This is a genomic window from Paenibacillus sp. GM2FR, from assembly GCF_002803325.1.
Taxonomy (GTDB): Bacteria; Bacillota; Bacilli; order Paenibacillales; family Paenibacillaceae; genus Paenibacillus_AQ; species Paenibacillus_AQ lautus.
The window spans coordinates 138,008-156,484 of the sequence record NZ_MKZM01000012.1; the positions used below are offsets into that span (position 1 = coordinate 138,008).

Sequence of the window (18,477 nt, forward strand, 5' to 3'; positions counted from 1 at the left end):
GCACCTTCGTGCAGGCATCCGGTACAAGGAGAGCAGGGCGCTTGGTTCGTACCGTCCCGATATTTTTCAGCCGGTGTTTATCCCGTGCCCTGTATATTTCCAATTGTTTCATAATAATCTGTAAGGAGGCGTTTATCCAATTCAAGGTGAAAGGGAGTAGAAGGATAACCATGACGGAAAGGCAATGGGGAGCAGGCAGTGAATTGGGAGAGCGTCGATTTGAAGATGAAGAGTTCATCGGAGCAGAGGAGATTACGGCAAACGAGATTTCTCCCGAGACAGATCTGCTGAAGCATTTTGCAATGGCAGGAGGAGTCACCCATGAGGAGGTATTGCTGTTACTGGCGTCGCCTGACGATATTGAAGAAGCCCTCAGGGTTTCAGGGATTCGGCATAACGGCACAGACAGACCGTCCTTGACCCGACTGCTGGGGTGGAGTGACAGGAACCGAAGACTGAAAGTCATGAGCCGATCCGCAGACCCTGAATCCATTGCACGAGATATCAGGCAAGGTGCTCAGGGAATCGGGCTGATACGCGGGGAGGATGCTTTGCAGCATGGCCTGCTGCAGGAGGTTTACACAGCGTGGTTGAATTCGCGGAGCGCAGAGAAGAGCGCCCTATTAAGGCGGAGACTTATTATGCTATGGAAGACCTATTGGGTGTCGGTGTTTCAGGCGGCGGATGGAGCCCGATGTGCGGTCAGCTTGCTGCACGATGCCCGGCTTTTCAACACGATGGAGTTGCGTGAAGCGCAGGATGCTCAGCTTGAGTCCTTGTTCCGGGCTATGGAGCAGTGCAGCGAGGAAGGCGTAGATTGCCAATTAGAGCTCCTGGCTGTACGCCCGGCACACGCGGATGACTTTATATCGATCCATAATTTTATCGAAGAAGTGGCAGAGCAGACCCTTATGGATCAGAGGCGTTTTGTGCGTATACGCTATGGAGCGCTGTTCGGAGAAGGAATGAACCCAGCGGCGGCAGCGGAGATTGCCCGTTTGGCCGATGTGATTGTATTCGATTCGGAGGGGACGGAGAATTCCGTGTCGTCGGATGAGTCAGGACACAAGGTCTCGGCTTTCTCAGAGATGATCCATCGTATTAGGCGAACGAAGCCGCAATTAACGCTCCGGATCAATGGGGTGGCTACCACGGATTTACGTATGGTTTACCGGCAGGGCATACACGAGGTGTGCTGTCAGCCCTCAGAGATTGCAGCCATTCGAATAACCGGTGCAAGGCTGGAGATGCGCCGCAGATGTTCGACGATTGTTGATTGATGGAATGTGAGCGCTTTACACAATAGGTGAGTGATTAGAAAGAAGTCCTTGCGGACAGAGATCGCAAGGGCTTTTTTACGTGCAGAAGATTCGTCTTCATCATCAAGAACGCCAATAGGTACGCTTCTGCATTTAAAAAATGTGAAAAATATGGTTTACAAATGAGGGTGAAGTGAGTATGATACATATAAAGTTGTACGAAGGAAAATAAATTGTATAAGTTCAAAAATGATTCTCATTCTCATTTAGCATGCTGCTCCGGCGAAGCCGGGGCAGCATGTGTCATTTTAAGGCTAGTAATAATGGATCTCATTCTCAACTAGGAAGGTGATTGGTTATGCAATGGATACAAAGTCAAACGACGACTGGACGCATATCGACAATAGAAAACGGAGCGGATCCGCGTGAGCCGCGGCAGCCTGGAAAGTGGGATATACGCAGCCTGCTGAGTAACGCGGAGGTCGTGGCTGCGCTGGGCAGCGGCCTGCTGATGCTGGTGGCTTGGCTGACCAGCCAATGGTCCGAGCCGCTCTCCGTTGTGCTGTACGTGATATCCTACGCCGTCGGCGGATGGGTGAAAGCGAAAGAAGGTGTGGAGACCCTTCTGAAGGAGCGCGATCTGGATGTGAATCTGCTGATGATTGCTGCCGCTATGGGAGCTGCGGCGATCGGATACTGGAATGAAGGTGCGATGCTGATCTTCATCTTTGCCCTCAGCGGGGCGCTTGAGAGTTACACGATGGAGAGAAGCCGCAAGGATATCTCGTCCTTGATGGAGCTGCAGCCGGAGACGGCCCTTCGCATCGAGAAGGGGGAGATGGTATCGGTATCCATCAACAAGCTGGAGATCGGCGATCTGATTCTGGTAAAGCCGGGCGAGCTTATTCCTGCAGACGGCAAAATTTATCGCGGCAGCTCCTCCGTCAACCAGGCTTCGATTACCGGCGAATCCGTACCGGTGGATAAGGCCATTGGGGATGAAGTGTTCACCGGAACCTTGAACGGGGAAGGCGTATTATACATTGAGGTTACTCAATCGGCGGAATCTACGTTGTTCGCCAAGATTATCAAGCTGGTGGAAGAAGCGGAGAACGAAGTTCCGGAATCGCAGCGGTTCATCAAGCGGTTCGAATCGATATATGCCCGTGTCGTTGTCATTGCGACCGCGGCTCTGATTGTTTTGGCTACTCCCGTCCTGGGATGGGATTGGGATACCACCTTCTATAAAGCGATGGTGTTTCTCGTTGTAGCATCCCCTTGTGCGCTGGTATCTTCCATCATGCCTGCGATGCTGTCGGCGATTTCCAATCGCGCCAGAAAAGGCGTATTGTTCAAAGGCGGCGCCCATATTGAGAATATGGCGCGCACGGCGGTTGTCGCTTTTGATAAGACCGGTACCTTGACGCTCGGTACGCCAGTGGTCACGGATTTTATCGCAGGCGAAGGCTGGGATCGGCATGAACTGCTTGGCATCAGTGCTTCTATCGAAAGAATGTCGAAGCATCCTCTGGCCTTGGCGATTGTCCAATCGGCTGAGAAAGAGGGGGCCGAGCTGCAGCAGGTAGAGAACGGACAGTCCATAACTGGATGGGGTATGCAGGCGGAAGTGGAAGGAATCACTTGGAAAATAGGAAAAAGCGATGTTTTGGATCATCCGACTATAGATCAGCATTCAGGTGCAGCTACCGCGCAAAAGGAGTTGAGCGCGCTTGAAGAGAATCGCCTGCACTGGCTGTCCATCCGGAACATGCTGGAATCCGAAGGCAAAACGGTATCCGTTATCCTGAAGGGAGACCGTATCGCGGGCATGATCGCTCTGCAGGATGCGGTCCGGCCTCAAGCGGCAATGGCTGTTAAGCGGCTGCAGCAGTTGGGCATCAAGGTAGCGATGCTGACGGGGGACCGCAAGGCGACGGCGGACGTGATTGCGAAGCAAAGCGGTGTAGACATGGTGTTCTCCGATTTACTGCCGGAAGATAAAGTTACACATATTAAAGAGTTACGGGCCCGTTACGGCCATGTGGTCATGGTTGGGGATGGTGTGAACGATGCACCGGCACTGGCTACCGCGACCGTAGGCATCGGCATGGGCGTTTCGGGAAGCGGAACGGCGCTGGAGGTAGCGGACGCGGTGCTGATGAATGACAACATCGACGAAATTGCCGGCACCGTCAAAGTGGCACGCCGCGTTCAGCGCATCGTGAAGCAAAATATGATATTTGCCATCACCGTGATTTTGACGCTGATTGCAGCCAATTTCATTCAAGGCGTTGCGCTGCCGTTGGGCGTCATCGGTCACGAAGGAAGCACCATTCTGGTTATACTGAACGGGCTTCGTCTGCTGCGCAGCAGCCATTAAGTTAATGGACCGAGTATCGCCTGCAATGACAAAGCATCCCCTTCTTTTCCTTGGTGGAGAAGAAGGGGATTTTTTATGGGCAGCGGAAATGATCTAGAATATCTTCAAGATTCAAACTGCTGCGATTCGCATTCAGTAGATCCCTTCAAGACCATCCTTATGTCTTCATCAAACATTCATCTTCCTGACGTCAAATGGATGGTGGTGGCCTTTTCGTGCCCCTGATTTCTTCTAACCCAAACGGAGCGCACCCATGACCTCGAAGTAAACGTTTTAAAATGAGGTACTCTTTCGTGAACGAGGTTCGTTTTTTCAAAATAGTAAAGTACCTTCCGATTTATGAAGAATGGATTAACAATATTTTCAGATGGGGTGTGATGTGGCATATTGACAGACGGCTCCGATATAACCATAATTAATATTAATTTATAATGATTATAATTAAGTGTTCCATATATAGGAGGGAAACGATATGTACAAATCCGTTATTATAGGTACAGGCCCTGCCGGCCTTACGGCTGCAATCTATCTGGCTCGCGCGAACCTGAGCCCGCTCGTCATTGAAGGTCCGCAACCTGGCGGGCAGCTGACCACCACAACCGAAGTTGAGAATTTCCCGGGTTTTCCCGAAGGCATCATGGGTCCTGAGCTGATGGACAATATGCGTCAGCAGGCTGAACGTTTTGGCGCGGAATTTCGTACAGGCTGGGTGAACAGCGTGGAATTCGGAGAGCGTCCGTTCAAGCTGGACGTAGACGGTATGGGCGAGGTAGTTGCCGAAACGTTGATCATCTCTACGGGCGCAACGGCCAAATATCTCGGCATTCCGGGAGAACAGGATAATGTAGGACGCGGTGTAAGTACTTGCGCCACATGCGACGGATTTTTCTTCCGCGGCAAAGAGATCGTTGTTGTCGGCGGCGGCGATTCCGCGCTGGAAGAAGCCAACTTCCTGACTCGCTTTGCATCCAAAGTGACACTCGTTCACCGTCGGGAGGAGCTTCGTGCATCGAAAATCATGCAGGATCGCGCCCGTGCTAACGAGAAAATCGAATGGGCACTGAACCGCACGCCGCAGGAAGTCATTGCGGACGAGACAGGCGTAAAAGGCATCAAAGTGCTCAACAATGAGTCTGGCGAAGAAGAGACGATTGCGGTCAGCGGCGTGTTCGTGGCGATCGGTCATCATCCGAACACCGGTTTCCTCGGCGGAAACATTACAACGGACCCGAACGGTTACATCGTAACGACTCCGGGAACATCCGAGACGAATATCCAGGGCGTATTTGCATGCGGCGACGTGCAGGATACCCGTTACAGACAAGCGATCACGGCAGCAGGTAGCGGCTGTATGGCAGCTATGGATGCAGAGAAATACATCGAGAGCTTGGAACACAACGCTGTCGTGTTGTAAACTGATAGATATAGGGACGAACGGGCTATAAGCAGCCCAAATCATGAGTAGAGGAGACTGACCAACCGTGGAAAATGTGATTGTATACACTTCGAACAACTGCCCGCACTGCAAACAAGTAAAAGGCTTCTTGTCCGATCAAGGCATCGAATTTGAAGAGCGCAACATCGAGCAGAACGACGAATTCGCGCAGCAAGTATGGGATATGGGCGTTCGCGCAGTACCCCTCACCATCATCGGTGAGCACCGTATTCTTGGCATGAACAAGCTCCAGTTCAACAAAGCTTTGAACCCGGAAGCTTAATCTAATCAGGCATGATGGCAGGCCAATCGCTTGCTTATGATAAAAAGCTCCTTCCCGAGGTTTGGGAAGGAGCTTTTTTTGTTGCCGAGCAATGCTGCCAAACGTTCGCACAAATCATGTTCACTTGTTGAAAAACAGACTCATGATGATTTGGAATACGACGTATGCGACCACGCCGGAGCCGAGGAGGATGAAGCCGGCTTTTTTCTTGCCTTGAAAAAAACGCATGATGGCGAGACTGAACAAAGGTGCGATAACTAGGAGAAACAGCAATACGGTCACAAACATTTGTGCCGATATTTCCGCAGTGCTTACATAGGTCATTTGAGCGTTTCCTCTCCCTTTTGTATAACGATCACACGTTTCTCACGAGGAGAATCGTGATTTAAATTATAGGACGAGATTAATTATAGCGGAAAATCGCTGGATTTTCCTTAATATGCAGGGTGTTAATTACGACAAAATATCGTCAATTTTAATGAATCGGCATGGAGACCCGCACCGGACCAAGAAACTGCGAGATGGCGGAATAGGCCGCGCCGATCAGGGTAGAGCGGCTGCCCAGCTCGGCAAACCGGATCTCCATCAACTCTCGGTGATAGGGAAGCGTGCGCTGGGCAACGACCTGCTGGAGCGTTTCTTCGATCCAAGCCCGGGCGTCGGACAGCGGACCGCCGATGATGACCGATTGCGGATTGAATCCGTTGACAAGATTAGTTATGCCAATGCCGAGATAGCGTCCCAGCTCCTCGAAATGCCGGATGGTCTCCTTATGACCGAGCTCGGCATGATGAACAAGCTCGGACGTCCGTCTGGATGGAAGAAGGGCATCTTTGCCGTCGTAGGATTTCTCCGAGGCGTACAGCTCCCAACAGCCGCGGTTGCCGCAGGTGCATTCCCGACCATCGGCTTCGATGGACATATGGCCGCTTTCGCCGGCATATCCGCGGGCGCCCTTATAGAGCTCGCCATTGATGATAATGCCGGAGCCGATACCGCTGCCCGCACTGATATAGAGGAGATGGCGGGCGTCCCGGCCGGCCCCGAAGCGCAGCTCACCTTGGGCGCCCGCGTTTGCTTCATTGTCGATAGTAACGGGAAGTCCGAGCTCGTGCTCAAGCTGCTTCTGCAGCGGCACCATGTCCCATCCCAGGTTGGGGGCGAAGAGGACGGTGCCGTCGCCGTCGACCATCCCCGGGACGCCTACGCCGATCCCGATGATGCCGTATGGGGAGGGAGGGGCCTGCCGCATCAGGCCATGAATCAGGCCAACCATCAGCCGCGTCACCGATTCCACATCATGCCCTTCAAGGGCGGTATCTTCTTCGGCAAGAATCCGGCCTTCCAGATCCGTAAGTACGGCGGTCATTTGCTTCACGCGCAGCTCCACGCCGACGGCATAACCGGCTTGTCCGTTAAACAGCAGCAGCTGCGGCTTTCGGCCGCCGCTGGATTCACCGGGTCCGATTTCCTGGACCAGATGGTTGCTGCACAGCTCCTGTACGAGATTGGAAACGGTAGCCTTGTTCAGACCTGTGAGCTTGGACACCTTCGCCCGGGAGACCGGGGCGTGTTGACGTATCGTATCGAGAATAATCGAGGTATTTATTTTCTTGACCAGAGCCTGGTCACCGGTAATATTCGTCATGTGTATTCATCCTTTTAGTCTTGCTTCCTAATCCTGTTAGGCTCTTGAGACTTGATATGCTCATAGTCTAGGGGCAAAGTCCGGAAATTGCAACAGCCCGTAACGCTGCCCGGGTGCACGCAATCCTGTGTCCCGTGGTTTCTATCGTCGTAACATTTGAATATGGATTTACAGGAATCATAGGCAGTGAGCCAAACGGAGATGTCCTGCATCTTAGCAGATAATCATTCTAACAGCGGTGGCATCGGTTTTGAAAAAGTTGTAAAACAATAACTTTGTTTAACCAATAGACAAAGTAGAAATCCTGTGTTAGGATAACCTTGTAAGCGTTAACCACACCTTAACAAGGTATAGGAGGATTTATACATGGCCTATTTTAACAACATTAGCAAAGTCGAGTACGAAGGCAGCAAATCAACCAACCCTTATGCTTTTAAATTTTATAATCCGACAGAAGTTGTAGCCGGCAAAACGATGGAAGAGCATCTCCGTTTCGCCATGGCTTACTGGCATACATTGACTGCAGGCGGTTCGGATCCGTTCGGCGCCGACACTGCGGTTCGTCCTTGGGGCAACTACTCCGGCATGGATCTTGCGAAAGCACGCGTTGAGGCAGGCTTTGAGTTCATGGAGAAAATGAATCTTCCGTATTTCTGCTTCCACGATGTGGACATTGCGCCGGAAGGCAGCAGCCTGCGCGAGTTCTACAGCAACATTGATACGATCGTGGATTCGATTGAAGACCACATGAAGTCCACCGGCAAAAAACTGCTCTGGAACACAGCAAACATGTTCACGAACCCTCGCTTCATGCATGGTGCGGGCACAACATGCAACGCGGATGTATACGCTCATGCGGCAGCACAAGTGAAAAAAGGACTTGAGGTCGGCAAACGCCTCGGCGCTGAGAACTATGTGTTCTGGGGAGGCCGCGAAGGATATGAGACCCTGCTCAACACGGATATGGGTCTTGAACTGGATAACCTGGCTCGCCTGTTCCATATGGCGGTTGATTATGCGAAGGAAATCGGCTTTGATGCCCAATTCTTGATCGAGCCTAAACCGAAGGAGCCAACCAAGCACCAATATGATTTTGATGCGGCTACAACGATTGCGTTCCTGCAGAAATACGGTCTCGACAAGCACTTTAAATTGAATCTCGAAGCCAACCACGCCACGCTCGCCGGTCATACCTTCGAACACGAGCTTCGCGTAGCACGCATCAACGGCATGCTCGGTTCCCTCGACGCGAACCAAGGCGATATGCTGATCGGATGGGATACGGACGAGTTCCCGGTAAACATCTATGACGCGACATTAACGCTGTACGAAGTGCTGATGAACGGCGGTCTCGGCCGCGGCGGCGTGAACTTCGATGCGAAGGTTCGTCGTCCATCCTTCGAGCCGGAAGATCTGTTCCATGCGCACATCGCCGGTATGGATACTTACGCAAAAGGATTGAAAGTGGCAGCGAAGCTGATTGAAGACCGCGTATTCGAGGACTTCATCGCGAAGCGCTACAGCAGCTTTAATGAAGGCATCGGCGCAGACGTCGTATCCGGCAAGGCTACACTGGCTTCCCTTGCAGAATACGCGCTGAACAACGAGTCACCGCGCAAAAACGAATCCGGACGTCAAGAAATGCTGAAAGCCATTCTGAATCAGTACATTCTTGCAAATTAATCGATACACTCTTTAGCGCTTGTACCATGAAATCCAAACCTTCACCGGCTCCCTCCAGGGAAGCCGGTGTACTTATTTCAAACAGGAAACAATAGCGAGCTATGGTCGACAGCCATCCAAGGCACGCCGTGGATCACGCACCGTGCGCCCGGGGGAAGTGCCAACGATGTTTTCATGTTCGGTTCATGAGGAGACGAAGGAGGATATAGATGAGTTACGTTATCGGAGTTGATTTGGGGACCAGTGCTGTGAAGACCGTGCTGGTGGACCGCAGCGGCAAGGTTGTCGCCGAGCATTCGGAGTCGTATCCGCTGAGCCAGCCGAAGCCGGGTTACAGCGAGCAGCGACCGGAGGATTGGGTGGACAAAACGGTATTGTCGTTACGGCAATTGATGAAAGGAAACAACATCGACCCATCCGAGGTGGAGGGTTTAAGCTTCTCCGGCCAGATGCACGGTTTAGTCTTGGTAGACGGTGAAGGTGCAGTGCTGCGACCAGCCATCCTGTGGAATGACACGCGCACAACGGCACAATGCCGTCGCATCGAGGAGACTCTGCAGGAGAAGCTGCTTGGCATTGCACGCAACCGCGCGCTGGAAGGTTTCACCCTGCCCAAGATTCTGTGGGTGCAGGAGTTTGAACCGGAGCTGCTCGAACAGGCTGCCCTGTTCCTGCTGCCTAAGGATTATGTGCGTTTCCGCCTGACCGGGCAATACGCGATGGACTATTCCGATGCAGCCGGAACGCTGCTGCTGGATGTGGCGGGCAAGTCTTGGAGCACCGAAATTCTGGATGCCTTCCAGCTGCCGCACACCTTATGCCCTCCCCTGGTCGAATCCTTCGACGAGTGCGGCACCTTGCTGCCCGAGATCGCCGAGCAATCGGCTCTGCTGCCGGGGACGAAGGTATTTGCCGGCGGGGCGGACAATGCCTGCGGTGCCATCGGCGCCGGCATTCTCGAAGAAGGGCAGACGATGTGCAGTATTGGTACATCGGGCGTGGTACTCTCCTATGAGGAGCGTCGCGAGGTGGATTTTGAAGGGAAGGTCCATTTCTTTAATCATAGCGAGAAAGATGCTTACTATATCATGGGTGTGACCCTGGCAGCGGGATACAGCCTGACCTGGTTCAAGGATACCTTTGCACCGGATGTCTCCTTTGACGCGCTGTTGAGCGATATCGGAAGCATCCCGGCTGGCAGCGGCGGGTTGCTGTTCACGCCGTATATCGTCGGTGAACGCACCCCGCATCCGGATGCAACCATTCGCGGCAGCTTCATCGGAATGGACGCCGGTCATAAGCTGCCCCACTTTGCACGTTCGGTACTCGAAGGGATCACGTTCTCTCTCCGCGAATCCATCGATATCCTCCGCGCATCCGGCAAGCGGATCGACCGCGTCATTTCCATCGGGGGCGGCGCCAAGAACGAGATCTGGCTGCAAATGCAGGCGGACGTGTTCAACGCTGAAATCGTGAAGCTGGAAAGCGAGCAAGGGCCGGCTATGGGCGCAGCGATGCTGGCAGCCTACGGCTGCGGCTGGTTTGCAAGCCTTCAGGACTGCGCAAAGGCGTTTTTGCGGCCGGCACGCTCGTATTCTCCGAATCCGCAGGCGGTTTTGGCCTATGACAAATTGTTTGGACTCTATCAAAGCGTATACGGAGCCACGCGTGAACTCGGCGCAGAGCTGTCCGAATTCCGCGGATAATCCTATAGATGTTAAAGAGCAGGTCGGGAAGACATTTTTCCCGGCCTGCTTTTTTTGCGTGAACGCTTCGGACCGCATATACTTGAGGCAGGTTGAAGTCAAGCAGGTTACGTCAGGGAATGAGCGTCAACCCTCTTCGTGGGGACCGGTTTGGATATAGGTTTTTTCAGGTTCCTTTCATTGGATAGCCTGTGATCATTTGTGTAACATCCGCGGCCAATTCGATTAAGGGTGGTGCGGGAAGTGTAAATAGAAATGGGGGGAAGACATTGAAACTGACAGCTGAACTCAAACGCGAGAAAATCGTTGCCATCGTACGGGGCATTACGAAAGAACAGGCGGGCTTCGTAGGAGAGGGATTGAGCCAGGGCGGAATCCGGTTCATGGAAGTGACGATGAATACGAAGGGTGCTTTACATATGATACAGGATTGGCGCGCCCGCTATGACGGTGACGTGTATGTTGGCGCGGGTACCGTCCTTGATGTGGAGATGGCGAAGGAAGCGGTCTCTGTCGGGGCCCAATTCCTGATTTCGCCGAACACGGATCTTTCTGTCATCGAATTTGCCCTAGAGCAGGGAATTGATGTATGGCCCGGGGCCATGACGCCAACGGAGATCGTTGCGGCGTACGCAGCCGGGGCAGAGATTGTGAAGCTGTTTCCCATGGCCAGTCTGGGCTTGTCATTTATCCGGGAGCTTCAGGGCCCGCTGAACCACATTCCGCTGCTTGCAACGGGTGGAGTTACGCTGGATAATCTTCCGGATTATTTTAATGCAGGCGCGGCAGCGGTCGGTTTGGGCAGCGCGCTGCTTCCGAAGGATGCGCTTATGTCCGGCAATATGGAGGAGATCAAGCGACGCACTGCGGCTTTTGTTGAAGCGGCGCGGCTTGGTTAAGATGTGTCGAAAGGGAATTCCCCATTCACAAGAAGCGGGATCGAAATAGTTACACTTTGTTCATCCTTAACCATGCAGGTTATGTTTTGGAAGCTTACTACATAAGGAATATATAGACAAGTTATGGTATTATTTAGGTAGCTTGGTTATGTCATTGCTGCCGTGTACAGGCACTTGTTAGGGATATCATCATGTGTAAGTAAGACATGGTTAGGTTCAAGTAATGGAAGGGAGCGAATCAAGTGAATCCATCAGGTAAGAAGAAGGTAAGGGTAAAAAAGACCGTGTGCGCGGTTACGGCTACAGCCATGCTGTGTTTGGCGCAGCCGGTATGGGGTGACAATTCGGTTCCGGGCGGCGGAGTCGCTGTATCCGAAACGGTAACTGCCGTGGACAGCAGCGGTCAAGCCGGTTCCGAAAGCGTAACGGATAACGAAATACCGAAGGGCGCAAAAATTTCATCCAAGCAGGCGGAAGACATCATTAAGAAGGCTTTCCCGGAGCTCAAGAACGTGAAGGTAACGAACGTGCAGTTCCTGGAGAATGATGGCATGAGATCGAGCGCGCTTGCTTGGGATCTGCAAATGGTACTGACCAAAGGGAACTCGAGCTCCGGCTTTAATGCCCAGGTCAATGCGGTTACAGGTGAACTTCTCAACATTTATATTCCTAATTCTTTGGTGAACCATGGTAGCGACAAACCGGTGTTAACCCGGGAAGCAGCCAAGGAGAAGGCGCTGAAATGGATCGGCAGCCATGTATCGGATGTGAAGGCCAGCGAGCTTAAGGAGAATGAGGCTTATCTCGGGATGCAGGCGGCATTGTTCAGTCCGCCGCGGTTCGAGTTTTATTTCCAAACCTCGGTGAACGGGATTGAATCGGATGTGAACAGCATCTCAATCACGCTTGACGGGCAGGGTAATACCATTAACTATTCCCGCAATCAAATCAATGAGGAGTTTCCTTCATCCACACCGAAATTGAACGAGGCTTCCATCCGTAAATTGTTTGAGGATCAATTCCAAGTATCCTTGGCTTATGTACCGGATCATTTATATAACAATGCCAAAGGCAATTATTTCTTAGGTTACATACCTAATGATCAATCAGGCAATTCACTGGATGCCAATACAGGCAAGTTCATTAGTTTCTCAGGGGAAGAGAGCGGGCTTACCTCGGTTGAGAACGGCGCGATTCCGACATCCAAAGAAACCTTTAAGCCAATCACGGCTCCATTCGCTGGCGGAGAGGCAGCGGCCAGATGGGTGGAATCGCAGATCAAGCTTCCGTCTGGTTTAAAGACAGAATCCAAGAGACTGGGTACGAGGTGGAACAACAGCGAGATCAAGACGTGGAACATAAGCTGGGGCGAAAATAAGCTCTCTGCCATGGGCGGAGGAGAGATGGTATCCGCAGAGGTGGACGCCAAGACCGGACAGATCTACTCGTACAACCGATACCGTTTTGACCGGACCGGTGCTCCGGAAGTGAAGAGCCCGATTTCGCAGCAGGCGGCGCAGGACCTGGCATTCGAGACGGTAAGCAAGCTGGTGCCGAATGCGGCCGAAGAATGGAAGCTGACATCGGTTGATAAACTGGGCAAGGACAATCAAACGCTCCATTATCAATTTTCATTCCAGCGTTATATCGGTGATATTCGCATCATGGGCGATTCCTTGAACCTCACCATGGAGGGCGACGGACAAATCCAGGGCTTTAGCGTGAATTCCGACGCTGTCCTGTCCAAGCTGCCAACGGATGTAAAACCGGCTATCAGTGCGGAGCAGGCAAGAGCTAAATATTTGGAAGAAATCGATCTAAAGCTGAAATACGGTTACTACGGAGGTTACGCAACGACCGGTAATGAGATTATGAAGCCTTTCATTAAGCTGATTTATTATCCGACACACAAAAAGGCGGGTTATGGCGGCATTGCGGTACCGCTAGATGCCAAGAGCGGGGAATGGCGCGATATCATGCCTGAAATGAGCCGCAAGGATATTCCTGCGGTTACCGATGCGGCGGGGCATGATGCGGAAGCGTCTCTGAAGGAGCTGGTGAAATATCGGGTGCTGGTTCCGGACAAAGACGGAAAGGTATACCCGGATCGCCAGATTACCCTTGGCGAATGGTATCAGCTGGTGGCTGCTTCGGTGAGCCCGTCTTACGAGCAGGTGTATGGAAGATCTACCATGGATCCATACGCAGGCTTGCAGCCGGACCATCCGTATTACCAGGCCATTCAGGTGCTGATCGGGCAGAACTGGATACCTTATGATCCGGACAGCCCGCTGCAGCTGGACCGCAAGCTGACAAGGGATGAATTGGCCAGCTCGCTGACCCGTATTCTGAATTACGAGAAGCTGTCCAAAGCCTTTATCCTTCCAACCGACGTTCAGGGGATATCGGATGCCGACGCCGTAACTAACAAAGGCGCAGCCCTGATCGCCCTCAAGCTGGGTCTTCTCCCGGCAGTCGATGGCAAGTTCCTGCCGGAACGTGAGGTGACGCGAGCGGAAGCTGCCGAGGTTCTGGTCCGCATGTCGAAGCTGGCGGGACGCAGCGATTCCTTCCTGTCCTCATTTTATTGGTAGGTATTTGATATTCGTGCCCGGTCGACAAAACTAGAACCCTTAAGCCCTGATGTTATGTGTTACAATACGGATGAGGAAGATGAAGGGCGGGTGTACCGATGAAACGAAGCCGAGGAACGATCGTTAAATTACTGTTCATAGGGTCTTTGGCGGTAACCGTTGCAGCAGTACCTGAACCAGCTAATCTCAGTGATGTCTATGCCACCTCCAACAAAGCGGTCGTGAAGTCGGTCAATGGGATTCAGCAGAAACTGCTGACAGCGATGAGCGACAGGCAATCGACGGTGCGTTTTGTTTATCAGGGCGAGACCCAATCGCTGAAATCGCAGCTTAAAGATGCACTTGATCAGGCGATGGCCAGTGACCCCTATATTCACTACACCATCGCTAGTTATAGCTACGACTATCGTGGGACTTCCAGTTCCGCCAATGTCACCGTTCGGTTGAGTTACCGCGAGACCGCGGAACAGACGAACTATGTGAACCAGAATGCCGACAGCATTTTGAAGCAGATCATCAAGCCGGGCATGAATGATCATGAGAAGGTGAAAGCCATCCACGATTGGGTTGTCCGGAACTTGAAATACGATACCACGCTTACGAAATATACGGCCTATGACGGGCTTTACACCGGAAGCACGGTATGCCAGGGCTATTCTCTGTTAACGCATAAACTGCTGAAGGAAGCCGGGATCCAGAACAAAATTGTGGAGGGCACGGCTTATGCCTCCGACAATCCGAAAGGCCAGCTCCATGCCTGGAATCTGGTCCTTCTGGACGGCAAATGGTATCATCTGGACACGACGTGGAACGATCCCGTGCCGGATCGCGACAACGAGGTATCCTATACGTACTACCTCCGGACGGATGAACAGATGGGCCGGGATCATACCTGGGTGAAATCCTATCCGAAGGCGAGCACCCTTTACCGCAACACGCTGGCAGGGCTAGCCGTGAAGGATCGTTCGAGAGCCGGAGTATACGAACAATTAAAACGGGATCTGGAATATCAGCTTTATGATGCCCGTTCCATCGTCAGCTCCTACAAACAGCTCCAACCATTGGTGAAAGCTGCAAAGGCTGAAGGGAGCCAGAAGCTGGTGTTCCGGTTTGACGGCAGTGAGCGAGAGCTTGTAAATGTGCTCCAGCAATTACAGATGAAGAGCAATCTCGGCTCCATCAAATACTATCACCATGCGTTTGAGAACACCGATGATCTCAGAGTGCAGATCATCTGGTAATATGTCCGCATCACAAAAAAGCAGCTTCCGTTCCCAAGTATGGGAGGGAAGCTGCTTTTGGCATGACTGGTTATTATTATTTGACGTTTGTGCTCAAATCGCATTCGTCCAACGGCACGATGCGGCTCTTCTTCATCAAGCGGTAGCCGAACCAGATGGAGAGGAACAACGGAATGCTGACATACGTGGCAATGATCGTTAACCAATCGATCTCCCCGCTGAAATTGCCTTGACCGATAATAGCAACAAGACAGAGCAGGAAGGCGAAGATGGGACCGAAGGGGAACCAGCGTGCACGGAACGGAAGATCCTTCAGGTCCTTGCCTTGAGCAACGTAGGCTTTGCGGAAGCGGTAATGACTCACCGCAATTGCCAGCCAGTTAATGAATCCGCACATCCCGGAGGCGTTCAGGAGCCACACGTACACGACCCCATCGCCGAAGAAAGAGGCCAGGAAGGCCAGCATACCTACGGCGGAGGTTACGATCAGAGCCGCAACCGGTACGCCGCGGCTGTTCAGGCGGCTGAGCCATTTTGGTGCCATGCCCTGCTTCGCCATGGCATACAGGACACGGGTTGAGGCATACATCCCCGAGTTGCCTGCCGACAGCACGGAGCTTAGAATTACGGCATTCATAACGGAAGCGGCAAAGGCAAGCCCGGCCTTCTCAAACACCAGCGTGAAGGGGCTGACTCCGATATTATCGACCCCGGATTGAAGCAAGCTGGGGTGAGTGTAAGGGATCAGCATGCCGATGACAAAAATAGCAAAAATATAGAAGATCAGAATGCGCCAGAACACCTGACGGATGGCTTTAGGGACATGTTTTCTCGGATTTTCGCTCTCGCCGGCCGCGACACCGATCAGCTCGGTTCCCTGGAAGGAGAAGCCTGCAGCCATAAACACGCCGACCAGTGCGAAGAATCCGCCGTGTACCGGCCCGTCGCCTAGGCTAAAGTTGCTGAATCCAACGGCTTCACCGCCAAGAATACCGAATATCATCATGACACCGATGATAAGGAAGATAATGACGGTTGCCACCTTAATGATAGCAAACCAATATTCCGATTCGCCGTATCCTTTGGCGGAGAGAACGTTTAAGCCGAACATAATCGCCAGGAACAGAAGACTCCACAGGAATGACGGGCTGTCCGGGAACCAGAATTTAATAATAACCGTCGCTGCCGCGAGCTCGGCGGCGATGGTAACGGCCCAGTTGTACCAGAAGTTCCAGCCGACGGCAAATCCGAAGGCAGGGCTGACAAACCGGGAGGCGTAGGTGCTGAATGAGCCGGAGTCCGGAAGATACGTAGCGAGCTCGCCCAGGCTGGTCATCAGAAAGTAAACCATGAGGCCAACCGCGGCATAGGCGATAAGCGCTCCGCCTGGGCCGGCGGAGGCGATGGCCGTTCCGCTTGCCAGGAACAGGCCGGTACCGATCGATCCGCCAAGGGCGATCATGGTCATATGACGAGCTTTAAAGCTCTGCTTCAGCGAAGCAGCTGGTGCTTTTTTGCGATTCAAGATCGAACACTCCTTCTATGCATTAAGAAATGATATTTAAAATATACCCTGTTAGAACAAAAAGACCGCAGGTCTATACCTGCGGTCTTTATCGTATCCGCATCATACCCTCCATGAAGATAGCACAACACGGGGGAATCCCCGTGACAGTTCCGTCTCTTTCGACAACGGCCCCAGCACAGGATACAAGAGTATACCCTGCACTTCGGCATTCATGCCTTTCACTGTGCTTCACCGGCTTCTCTTCGCCTCGGCACAACTACTGATCATGTCTGCAACCTCTACCTCATCTTGGAATGATGAGGCTATCTGTATATTCAATTCTAACAAGAGAGTCCTAGTATAAATCACATCCCATGTCAGAAGCAATGGTTAAATTTAACGGTTCTAAGTAGTCCCGCTGATGCGATTACGATTGATTCCGTTTGGCCATTTGCTGCCAGACGGTTCCGGCCGCTTCTTCGCCGGATTCGATGCGCTCCAGTGCCATTCGTGCCTGCAGACTAACCTCGAATTCCGGATCATTGGCAGCTTCCTCCAGGGCGGAGCGGGCTTCCTCGGTACCTACTTCATACAGGAAACGTGCTGCACGCCAGCGTACGATCTTGCTGCTGTCTTTGAGCGATTCGATCATGACCGGGGTAGCGGCAGCATCGCCGATATCGGACAGCGTATCGCCTGCGGTACGGCGAACGGCCGGTGTTTCGTCACGCATGGCCTCATATAGGAGCTCCATCGCTTCAGGGGTGCGAAGATCGCCCAAGTACACGACGACGAGCCGGCGGATCTGCATCTTCGGATCCCGAAGCGCTTTGCGGAGAAGCGGAATATGTTTCTCCGATGGCTCCAGTGCATCCAGCGCGGCATAACGGACGCGCCAGTCCTCATCCTGCAGCGCGGCTTCGGTTTCCTCGTCGGTCAGCTTCCGGCGCTGCTCAACGAAATCCTCGTCGCTGGCACCGTGGGCAATCGCCTGGGCAACAACCTTATCGAGGCGCTCCTGCGGGAAGGCAGCTTCAAGCTCCTGCTCTACGTCACGGGCGATGTCTTCCAGCTGGCCGTATCGCACGCCGTACTCCTTGAGCTTGCGCTCCTTGATGAGCGTCGTGGTTCCCACCGCGGCTACCGCTTTGGCGAAGCGCTCCGACAGACCGATGCGTTCTTCCTGATTCCCGCTTTTGACACGAATTTGCATCGGAATATTCCTGAAATATTGCACGAACACTTGAGCCTCTCCAAAAGCGATGTCATCCGCACCTTCTTGGAGCCCGGCGGCCAGCCCCTCCTGACCGAATATTTCCTGAACGGCACCCAGGATGGAAGGCCAATCGGCGTTACCTTTACGGTCGAGCGCGATGAAATCAAGGGTATGAAAGACGCTCTTTACGCCCGGGATATGGAGCAGCTGCCTGATCCAGGGGGGAGCCGACCGTTCGTTGTCTAGTGTATATGTTCTGCGAATCCCGGACTCCAGGGTTTCGTCAAGGTGAAGCATCATGGAGTTCGGGCTCGGGGTTGGTTCAATAAATGTAATTTTCATGGGTTTATCTCGCCTCCTTATCCTCTTATTGTACCTCTTTTCCATGCAGGAAAAAACATCATGGCAAGGATTCAAACAAAATGACCGGACTTTGGATAAAAAGAGGAAAGGTTTGTAAAACTGATAATGATTGGATATAGGCCATTTATGTTCTTCAAAGAGTTAGTGTCGAAGGGCCGCTCCCCTGCAGAAGGGCTGAAATATATAAAGGAGGCTTGACTAACGGATGCACAGGAAGCAGGAGCGAAAGCTTGCGATTCTATGCTTTGTTGTTGCGGCCATTA

Annotated in this window: 13 protein-coding genes and 1 riboswitch; of the genes, 9 read left to right on the plus strand and 4 right to left on the minus strand. The window is 52.6% G+C overall.

From position 1 onward, the window contains the following. Positions 1-170 precede the first annotated feature (170 nt). From PAEVO_RS31920 to PAEVO_RS31935, 4 genes are all read left to right on the plus strand, one after another. Entirely contained in the window at positions 171-1,280 is a 1,110-nt protein-coding gene (locus tag PAEVO_RS31920; protein ID WP_100541468.1) for a PEP-utilizing enzyme, TIM barrel domain protein, read from the plus strand. Between the two features lie 337 nt (positions 1,281-1,617). After that, a complete protein-coding gene (locus PAEVO_RS31925) occupies positions 1,618-3,639 on the plus strand; it encodes a heavy metal translocating P-type ATPase (RefSeq protein WP_100541469.1) in 2,022 nt (673 codons plus the stop codon). Positions 3,640-4,111: 472 nt separating this feature from the next. Continuing rightward, positions 4,112-5,053: a thioredoxin-disulfide reductase gene (gene trxB, locus PAEVO_RS31930; protein ID WP_100541470.1), complete on the plus strand. Its 942-nt coding sequence runs from the start codon at positions 4,112-4,114 to the stop codon at positions 5,051-5,053. A gap of 67 nt (positions 5,054-5,120) precedes the next feature. Beyond that, complete coding sequence (locus tag PAEVO_RS31935; protein WP_006212730.1) at positions 5,121-5,357, plus strand: glutaredoxin family protein; 237 nt, start codon at positions 5,121-5,123, stop codon at positions 5,355-5,357. A gap of 120 nt (positions 5,358-5,477) precedes the next feature. On the opposite strand, the gene PAEVO_RS31940 is transcribed toward PAEVO_RS31935, so the two are convergent. Beyond that, entirely contained in the window at positions 5,478-5,681 is a 204-nt protein-coding gene (locus PAEVO_RS31940; RefSeq protein WP_100541471.1) for a hypothetical protein, read from the minus strand. Positions 5,682-5,832: 151 nt separating this feature from the next. Then, on the minus strand, positions 5,833-7,005 hold the full coding sequence (locus tag PAEVO_RS31945; RefSeq protein WP_100541472.1) for an ROK family protein: 1,173 nt from the start codon (positions 7,003-7,005) through the stop codon (positions 5,833-5,835). Positions 7,006-7,371: 366 nt separating this feature from the next. Between PAEVO_RS31945 and xylA the strand changes: the two genes are divergently transcribed. The 5 genes from xylA to PAEVO_RS31970 all read left to right on the plus strand — a co-directional run bounded on the left by xylA (position 7,372) and on the right by PAEVO_RS31970 (position 15,128). Next, positions 7,372-8,688 (plus strand): xylose isomerase, encoded by a 1,317-nt coding sequence (gene xylA / locus PAEVO_RS31950; protein WP_100541473.1) that lies wholly within the window; start codon positions 7,372-7,374, stop codon positions 8,686-8,688. Positions 8,689-8,897: 209 nt separating this feature from the next. Beyond that, the gene (xylB, locus tag PAEVO_RS31955; RefSeq protein ID WP_100541474.1) at positions 8,898-10,394 is read left to right on the plus strand and encodes a xylulokinase; all 1,497 of its coding nucleotides are present in this window, start codon (positions 8,898-8,900) and stop codon (positions 10,392-10,394) included. A gap of 269 nt (positions 10,395-10,663) precedes the next feature. After that, positions 10,664-11,293, plus strand: a complete 630-nt coding sequence (locus PAEVO_RS31960; protein ID WP_100541475.1) for a bifunctional 4-hydroxy-2-oxoglutarate aldolase/2-dehydro-3-deoxy-phosphogluconate aldolase — start codon at positions 10,664-10,666, stop codon at positions 11,291-11,293. Positions 11,294-11,535: 242 nt separating this feature from the next. Next, complete coding sequence (locus PAEVO_RS31965; RefSeq protein ID WP_100541476.1) at positions 11,536-13,887, plus strand: YcdB/YcdC domain-containing protein; 2,352 nt, start codon at positions 11,536-11,538, stop codon at positions 13,885-13,887. Positions 13,888-13,985: 98 nt separating this feature from the next. Next, the gene (locus tag PAEVO_RS31970) at positions 13,986-15,128 is read left to right on the plus strand and encodes a transglutaminase domain-containing protein (protein WP_100541477.1); all 1,143 of its coding nucleotides are present in this window, start codon (positions 13,986-13,988) and stop codon (positions 15,126-15,128) included. 76 nt (positions 15,129-15,204) lie between these two features. Here the strand turns inward: PAEVO_RS31970 and PAEVO_RS31975 are convergent, their stop codons facing one another. Together PAEVO_RS31975 and PAEVO_RS31980 are read right to left on the minus strand one after the other, a co-directional pair. Then, positions 15,205-16,596: an amino acid permease gene (locus PAEVO_RS31975; RefSeq protein WP_243391015.1), complete on the minus strand. Its 1,392-nt coding sequence runs from the start codon at positions 16,594-16,596 to the stop codon at positions 15,205-15,207. Positions 16,597-16,765: 169 nt separating this feature from the next. Then, positions 16,766-16,945: riboswitch (Lysine riboswitch) on the minus strand. Between the two features lie 117 nt (positions 16,946-17,062). After that, positions 17,063-18,193: a virulence factor gene (locus PAEVO_RS31980; RefSeq protein WP_100541479.1), complete on the minus strand. Its 1,131-nt coding sequence runs from the start codon at positions 18,191-18,193 to the stop codon at positions 17,063-17,065. Positions 18,194-18,477 lie beyond the last annotated feature (284 nt).